8 protein-coding genes are annotated in these 6,734 nt (G+C 65.2%); 1 reads left to right on the top strand and 7 read right to left on the bottom strand.

Going from position 1 to position 6,734, the window contains the following annotated elements:
* The 7 genes from IBX54_RS11105 to IBX54_RS11075 form a co-directional block, all read right to left on the bottom strand.
* A partial coding sequence (locus IBX54_RS11105) for a TRC40/GET3/ArsA family transport-energizing ATPase (RefSeq protein ID WP_296542717.1) occupies positions 1-1,109 on the bottom strand: 1,109 nt, incomplete at its 3' end.
* Positions 1,106-1,483, bottom strand: a complete 378-nt coding sequence (gene arsD, locus IBX54_RS11100; RefSeq protein ID WP_296542716.1) for an arsenite efflux transporter metallochaperone ArsD — start codon at positions 1,481-1,483, stop codon at positions 1,106-1,108. The genes IBX54_RS11105 and arsD, both read right to left, overlap by 4 nt.
* Positions 1,484-1,512: 29 nt before the next feature.
* Positions 1,513-1,842 (bottom strand): helix-turn-helix domain-containing protein, encoded by a 330-nt coding sequence (locus IBX54_RS11095; RefSeq protein WP_296542715.1) that lies wholly within the window; start codon positions 1,840-1,842, stop codon positions 1,513-1,515.
* A gap of 100 nt (positions 1,843-1,942) precedes the next feature.
* Positions 1,943-2,521, bottom strand: coding sequence for a glutathione peroxidase (locus IBX54_RS11090; RefSeq protein WP_296542718.1), 579 nt, complete (start codon positions 2,519-2,521; stop codon positions 1,943-1,945).
* A 51-nt stretch (positions 2,522-2,572) separates the two neighbouring features.
* Positions 2,573-4,021 (bottom strand): sensor histidine kinase, encoded by a 1,449-nt coding sequence (locus IBX54_RS11085; RefSeq protein WP_296542714.1) that lies wholly within the window; start codon positions 4,019-4,021, stop codon positions 2,573-2,575.
* Positions 4,018-4,698 (bottom strand): response regulator transcription factor, encoded by a 681-nt coding sequence (locus tag IBX54_RS11080; RefSeq protein ID WP_296542713.1) that lies wholly within the window; start codon positions 4,696-4,698, stop codon positions 4,018-4,020. The genes IBX54_RS11085 and IBX54_RS11080 overlap by 4 nt, the downstream gene beginning before the upstream one ends.
* Positions 4,699-4,708: 10 nt before the next feature.
* Positions 4,709-5,932: a class I SAM-dependent methyltransferase gene (locus IBX54_RS11075; protein ID WP_296542712.1), complete on the bottom strand. Its 1,224-nt coding sequence runs from the start codon at positions 5,930-5,932 to the stop codon at positions 4,709-4,711.
* A 147-nt stretch (positions 5,933-6,079) separates the two neighbouring features.
* Between IBX54_RS11075 and IBX54_RS11070 the strand changes: the two genes are divergently transcribed.
* A partial coding sequence (locus tag IBX54_RS11070; protein WP_296542711.1) for a tripartite tricarboxylate transporter substrate-binding protein occupies positions 6,080-6,734 on the top strand: 655 nt, incomplete at its 3' end.

Raw genomic sequence — 6,734 nt, 5'->3', positions numbered from 1 at the left:
TTTCCATGAACAGCCCCGTCATTGCGAACGCAGTGAAGCAATCCATGTCCCCGGACTGCATGGACTGCCGCGCTACGCTCGCAGTGACGAAGTCTCTGTTCAAGGTCCGTTTGCGGTATCGGACCAGATACGGCGGGCTCGCAGTGACGAAGTCTTTGTTCAAGGTCCGTGTGCGGGATCGGGCCTGACACGGCGGGCTCGCGATGACGCGTACTTTCTATCGCCGGCGGGTTCAGCAACTGTTTCAGCGCCGCCAATCCAAACAAATTGAATGCCTTGAGCTCGATCTGATCGGTGGGCAGGCCACGCAGGGCTTCAGGCAAACTCGCCAGCGCGGCCTGCTCGCGCTGGCAGATGGCCTGCGCCAGCGGGTCGTGCGCTGCCTCAGATGCCGGGAACACGCCATTGATCACCAGGTACTGTCGGGTCAGGCCGATGCCAGCCAGCTCGCCATGGGTGCGCGCGGCTTCAGTCAAGGTGGCGGCCTGTGCCCGGGCCACCAGCACCAGACGGGTCTTTTGCGGGTCGGCCAGGGCATCGACCGCGGCCTGGTACTGGGTGCGCTGCTTTTCCAGACCGGCCAGCGGGCCCAGGCACGAGGCATCGCCCTTGCCGTCTTCCAGAAAGCCGCTCCAGGCGCCGGGCAACTGCAGCATGCGGATGGTGTGGCCGGTGGGTGCGGTGTCGAACACGATGTGGTCGAAGTCTTTTGTGAGCGTGCTGTCGATGAGCAGCGCGGTGAACTCGTCAAACGCGGCAATCTCGGTGGTGCAGGCGCCCGAGAGTTGTTCCTCAATGCCCTTGACGATTGACGCTGGCAACACGCCGCGCACCGGGCCGACGATGCGGTCGCGGTAGGCTTGCGCGGCCGCTTGCGGGTCGATCTCGAGGGCGCTCAGGTTGGGCACGTCAGCCACGGCGGTGATGTGGTTGCCAATCGTGATGCCAAACACCTGCCCCACGTTGGAGGCGGGGTCGGTGCTGACCAGCAGCACACGCTTGCCCTGGGTGGCCAATTGGATCGACGTGGCGCAGGCGATGGAGGTTTTGCCCACGCCGCCCTTGCCGGTAAAAAACAAGAAGCGCGGGGGCTGTTGCAGGAACTTCATCTGCAGCACTTGGTAGCGCCGCCGCAGCAGGATGGTTGGTCGGCTGATGCCGTTGGTGCAACTGCGGACGGGCTCACGCCAAGCCAGCGTGCCAGGTCGTCACGGCTGGGGTAGCGCCCGGCCAAGGCCACTTCACCATCGACCAGCGTGATCGGCAGGGCTGACTCGCCCGAGCGTTCCAGCAAGCCCTTGACGGCGGCGTGGTCGGCAAACGCCATGGGTTGCTGCGCCAGGTTGAAGCGCTCGATGACCAGCCCCTGCTGTTTGGCCCAGTCGGCATCGGCCGAGAAATTGACCAGCGTCTGGTCCACATCGGTGCCGCACACGCCGCTGCTGCAACACAGGGCAGGGTCAAAAATTTGTACTTTTTTCATGAGTTTTGCCTTTCAAGAGAAAAATGAGTTCAGGCGCAAAGTGGCTCCAGGCAGGCCTCAAAGCATTGCTCAGGGTGGCCGGCACAGCACTCTGCCGTCAAATAAACAATGAGTTGCTGCATCAGCGCGAGGTTGGCGCAGTAGCGCTGGTAGCGGCCTTCTTGCACCGCTGACACCAGTTGTGCGTGCGCCAAGGCTTTCAGGTGAAACGACAAATTGGTCGGCGGAACGGCCAGTGCGCTGCCAATTTCACCGGCCACCAGCCCCTGCGGCCCGGCTTTGACGAGGAGTCGGTAAATGTCAAGGCGAACGCCCGAGGCGAGCGATTCAAAAACGGTGGTGGCAAGTAATTTATCCATGCTTGCAATCATACAATAATTATTGAACTATTGAATCAATTGACAAAAAAAGAGCGTTAACAGCCAGCGTCGGCGCAGTGCGTGCGCCGACGCTGGGCTGTTACAAGGCTTTCTCGATGGCGGCTACCAGCGCCGGGCTGTCGGGCTCGACCCGGGTGGCAAAGCTGGTGACCACCGTGCCACTGCGGTCGATCAGGTACTTGTGAAAGTTCCAGCCGGGTGCCTTGCCGGTGGCTTTGGCCAGCGCGGTGTAAAGCGGATTGGCCTGGGCACCCTTGACCACGCTTTTGGAAAACATGGGAAATTTCACGCCGTAGGTGTTGAAGCAAAAGTCGGCAATTTCCTTGCTGCTGCCGGGCTCCTGCTGACCAAAATCATTGGACGGAAAACCCAGCACCACCAGCCCCTTGGGGCTGTACTTGGCGTGCAGCGCCTCCAGCCCTTCGTATTGACCGGTGAAGCCGCAATAGCTGGCGGTGTTGACCACCAGCAGCACCTTGCCCGCGTACTGGCACAGGTTTTGGGGCGCTTCGTCCTGCAGCCGGTTAAAGCTGTGTTGCAGCACGGCCGGGCAGGTCTGGGGCGCGGCGGCGCTGGTTTGCGCCATGGCAGCGGGCGCGCTCAACAGCAGCACTGCGCCTGCAATACCTGCCAAACAAACGCTGCTGCGACGGGTCATGCTTGAAGAAATCATTGCTTAACTCCTTGGTTGTTTTTTGAACTGATAAGTTTAAAGTTTTGCGGATGAAGCTGCCGGGCGTGCCGCCAATGGCAGTCGCACGGTGGCATCGAGCCCGTCGATGCGGCCCTGCACCACGCGGTTGATGAGTTCGATCTGCCCGCCCAGGGTTTGGGTGATCTCCAGGCAAATGGCCAGCCCCAGTCCGCTGCCGCTGTGCGCCTGGCCGGCCGAGAACGGCTGGAACAGGCGTTTGCGCAGGTCTTCGCTGATGCCCGGTCCGCTGTCGCTGATCACCAGCGCGGCGTGGCTGTCATCCACCAGCAGGCGCAGCTGCAGGCGTCCGTGCGCGGGGCTGTAGCGAATGGCGTTGTGCAGCAGGTTGCGCGACAACTCGCGCAGCATCCAGGCGTGGGTGAGCACCGGGGCGCTCGTGGTGTCAATGTCGAAGTCGAGCGCCTTGTCGGCAATCAGTGGCGACAGGTCCAGCGCCACCTCGCGCAGACAGGCGGCCCAATCGACCGGCTCGGTGGCTTTTTCCTGCGCCAGTTGCGCCACCTTGGCCAGCGCCAGCATCTGGTTGGCCAATTGGGTGGCGCGCTCCACGGTGTGGCTGATCTCGGTCAAGCCCTGGGTTGCCTCCACGTCGCCGCGCAGGGCCGACTGCACCTGCACCTTGAGCACCGCCAGCGGCGTGCGCAGCTGGTGGGCGGTGTCGCGCACAAAGCGCTTCTGGTTGTCCAGCAAATGGTGCAGGCGGCGCATGGTGGTGTTGGTGGCATCGAGCAAGGGGCGCAGCTCGACCGGTGTGTCGTCCACCGCCAGCGGTGTCAGGTCATCGACGCGGCGCTGCTGCACTTGCAGGCCGAGGCGGCGCACCGGCCGGGTGGCGCGTTGCACCACCACAAACACCACCAGCGCGATCACGCTGACCAGTGCCAGTTGGCGCCACAGCGTGTCGAGCAGAATCTGGCGGGCCAGCGTGTGGCGCAGCTCCAGCGTTTCGGCCACCTGCACCACCGCCATGGCGCGCGCCTGTTGCATGGCAATGGGTTGCAGCAGCACGGCCACGCGCACTGCGTCGCCGCGGTAGCTGTCGTCGTAAAAGTCAACCAGCGCGGCGTACGGTCCCTGGGCCGGCAACTGGCCGTGCCAGGCGCGCAAATCCTCAAAACCGTCAATTAGCGCGCCGCTGGTGCTGGAGATGCGGTAAATCATGCGGCTGCGGTTGTCGGCCTCGAACACCTCCAGCGCGGCATAGGGCACGGCGGCCATAAGCTCGGCGCTGTCGGCTTCGCCGCGCGCGGTGATGTGCTCGCCAATCACCTTGGCCGAGGCCAGCAGGGTGCGGTCGTAGGCGGTGTTGACCGCGGCCAGCGCCTGCCGGTACAACACCACGGTGTCCACCACGATGAACAGCGCAACAGGCAACAGGATGCCCAGCATCAGGTAGCTGCGCAGCGACAGGCGCCGGGCTGCCGGGCTTGGTTGATCGTTCATGCGGGCAGCTTCAGCAAATAACCCAGGCCGCGCAGGGTGGTCAACACGGCGCCGGTGCCCTGCAGCTTCTTGCGCAGCCGGTAAGCCACGACTTCAATGGCTTCAAACTGCACCTCGTCCTGCCCCGGAAAAACCAGCTCGAACAGCCGCTCCTTGGCCACCGCCTGTCCTGGTCGCGCCAGCAGCGCCTGCAGCAGCGCCAGCTCGCGCGGCGGCAGCGCCAGCACTTGGCCGTCGTGGTAGATGGCGCCGCTGTCCTTGTCCAGGTGGAAGCCACTTGGGGCTTGCGGGGCGGCGCTGGCATCCGAATAGTTTTCTGCGTGGCGGCGGTACAGGGCGCGCAGTCGGGCCTCCAGCTCATCGAGGTCAAAGGGCTTGGACAAATAGTCGTCGGCGCCGGCGTTGAGCCCCTGCACCCGGTCGCCCACCATGCCGCGCGCGGTCAATATGAGCACCGGCGTGGTCAGCCCCTCGTCGCGCGCCTGCGCCAGAATGTGCAGGCCGTCGCGCCCGGGCAGGGTCAGGTCGAGCATCACCACGTCGGGCTGCAGCGCGCGCCAGCGCCCCAGCGCCGCGCGGCCGTCGCTACAGACCTCGATGTCCCAGCCCAGCCGGCCCAGACTGCGGCTGAGCGTGGTGTGCAGCGCAACGTCGTCTTCAACCAGCAGCAGCTTCATCGGGTTGACCTCAGCTGTTGGGCACCGTGTTGGCCGCCAGCCGCCACAGCGATGTGACCTCTTTGGCGCGCGCCTGGTGCAGCGGGTCGCTGGCGTCGCCAGCCTTGGGGTGCAGCGGTTTGGCGTCGATGCGGCTCACCACGCGCAAGCCGTGGCGCTCGAACAGCGCCAGCAATTCATCGCGCGTGCGCAGGCCCAGCAGTTCGGCCAGGTTCGACATGATCAGCCAGCCCTCGCCCTTGGGCGCCAGGTGGGCGCGCAAGCCTGCCAGGAAGCCAAGCAGCATGCGCCCATCTTCGTCATAGACGGCGCGCTCCAGCGCCGAGCCCGGGCGCAGCGGCAACCACGGCGGGTTGCACACGATCAGCGACGCCAGCCCGTCGGGAAAAAGGTCAGCTTCGACCACGCTCAACTGTTCTTCAAGGCCGAGTTGCGCGACGTTGGCGCGGGCGCAAGCCAGGGCGCGCGGGTCGGTGTCGGTGGCCACAATGCGGCCCACGCCACGGCGCGCCAGCACAGCGGCCAGCACCCCGGTGCCGGTGCCGATGTCAAAGGCGCTGAGCTGGCTCTGGCCCTTGGGTGGCTTGGGCAAATGGGCCGTGGCCACCAGCTGGATGTATTCGCCGCGCACCGGCGAAAAGACGCCGTAGTGCGGGTGAATGCGGTTTTCGGGCGCGGCCCCGAGCGCCGGGATTTCAACCCCCACGCGTTGCCATTCATGGGCGCTGTGCATGCCCAGCAACTCGCGCAGCGACACCACCGATTTGCCGGCGGATGGCTCTGCCACGCCCCAGGCCGCGCTGCAGGCCGCCTTGAAGTCGGGCGCGCGCCGCAGCGGCACGGCGTAGTCGGCTTCAAGCTCGATCAGCAGCATACCCAAAATGCGCGCGCGCCGCGCCTGCGCCTGGCGGTGCGCGTTGAAAGCATCGTGCAGCGTGGTGGGCGCGGGCGCTTGTTTGCGCTTGCGCGGCGCCACATGATCGGTTCGGCGGGCCATGGCCTGCAGCAGGTGGCGCGCGTTCTGAAAGTCGCCGCGCCAGAGCAGGGCGGTGCCCTCGCAGGCCATTTTGAAGGCACTGTCAGCTGCGGTGGTGTCATCAACCAGCACCACGCGCTGCGGCGCTGGCGTGCCGCGTTCGGAGCGCCAGTGGGCCGCGCGCGGCTGATCCGCCTCCTGCCAATGCAGCAAGTGGGGCGATGAATCGGGCGGTGTGGCAGGGAGAGTCAGTGGCATAAGGCAAAAGCAAGTTGGACAGATTGTGTTGTAACAGATTGACAGCCCATTTTCGGGCTTGGTGCTTACCCTGAGACCGACCGACAGCCGCTTGACAGCTTGGTCGGGCATCATGGCGGGCATGTCAACCCAACACAGGAGTCTTGCATGCGCCGTGCCGCTTTTCTGAAAGCCCTGCTGGCGCTGTCTGCGGGTGGGTGCCTGGCGGGACGGGCATGGGCGGGTGAGACCGGCCGCATCATGATTCCGGCCAACCCGGGCGGCGGCTGGGACTCCACCGGTCGCGCTTTGGGCCAGGCGCTGCTGGTGGCCGGTGCCTTTGACAAGGTGGTTTTCGAGAACAAAGGCGGCGCTGCCGGCACGCTGGGCCTGGCGCAATTTGTCAGCGCCAGCCGGGGTGACCCGAATGCGCTGCTGATGATGGGTGCGGTGATGCTGGGCGGCATCATCACCGGCAAGCCGCCGGTCTCGCTCACCGCGGCCACGCCAATTGCCCGGCTCACCAGCGAACACAATGTGTTCGTGCTGCCCGCCGACTCGCCGTTCAGGAGTCTGGTCGAGGTGTTGGCCCAGCTTAAAAAAGACCCGCCCAGCGTCAAGTGGGGCGGCGGCTCGCGCGGCGCCACCGAGCACATTGCCGCGGCCCTGATGGCGCGCGCCGTGGGGGTGAATCCGGCACGCATCAACTACGTGGCGTTTCGCGGTGGCGGCGAAGCGGCGGCTGCCATTCTGGGCGGCTATGTGACACTGGGCGGCAGTGGTTATAGCGAGTTTGCGCCTTACATCGAGGCCGGCAAAATGC

It is taken from the genome of Rhodoferax sp. (genome assembly GCF_014859475.1).
Taxonomy (GTDB): Bacteria; Pseudomonadota; Gammaproteobacteria; order Burkholderiales; family Burkholderiaceae_C; genus Rhodoferax.
Note: the sequence above shows the minus strand (reverse complement) of the source record. Positions and strands in the feature narration are given on the sequence as shown.

Excerpts from the sequence above, each read along its gene's own strand:
- arsD (WP_296542716.1), bottom strand. The coding sequence starts at position 1,483 with ATGAAAAAAGTACAAATTTTTGACCCTGCCCTGTGTTGCAGCAGCGGC.
- IBX54_RS11095 (WP_296542715.1), bottom strand. The coding sequence starts at position 1,842 with ATGGATAAATTACTTGCCACCACCGTTTTTGAATCGCTCGCCTCGGGC.
- IBX54_RS11090 (WP_296542718.1), bottom strand. The coding sequence starts at position 2,521 with ATGACCCGTCGCAGCAGCGTTTGTTTGGCAGGTATTGCAGGCGCAGTG.
- IBX54_RS11085 (WP_296542714.1), bottom strand. The coding sequence starts at position 4,021 with ATGAACGATCAACCAAGCCCGGCAGCCCGGCGCCTGTCGCTGCGCAGC.
- IBX54_RS11080 (WP_296542713.1), bottom strand. The coding sequence starts at position 4,698 with ATGAAGCTGCTGCTGGTTGAAGACGACGTTGCGCTGCACACCACGCTC.
- IBX54_RS11075 (WP_296542712.1), bottom strand. The coding sequence starts at position 5,932 with ATGCCACTGACTCTCCCTGCCACACCGCCCGATTCATCGCCCCACTTG.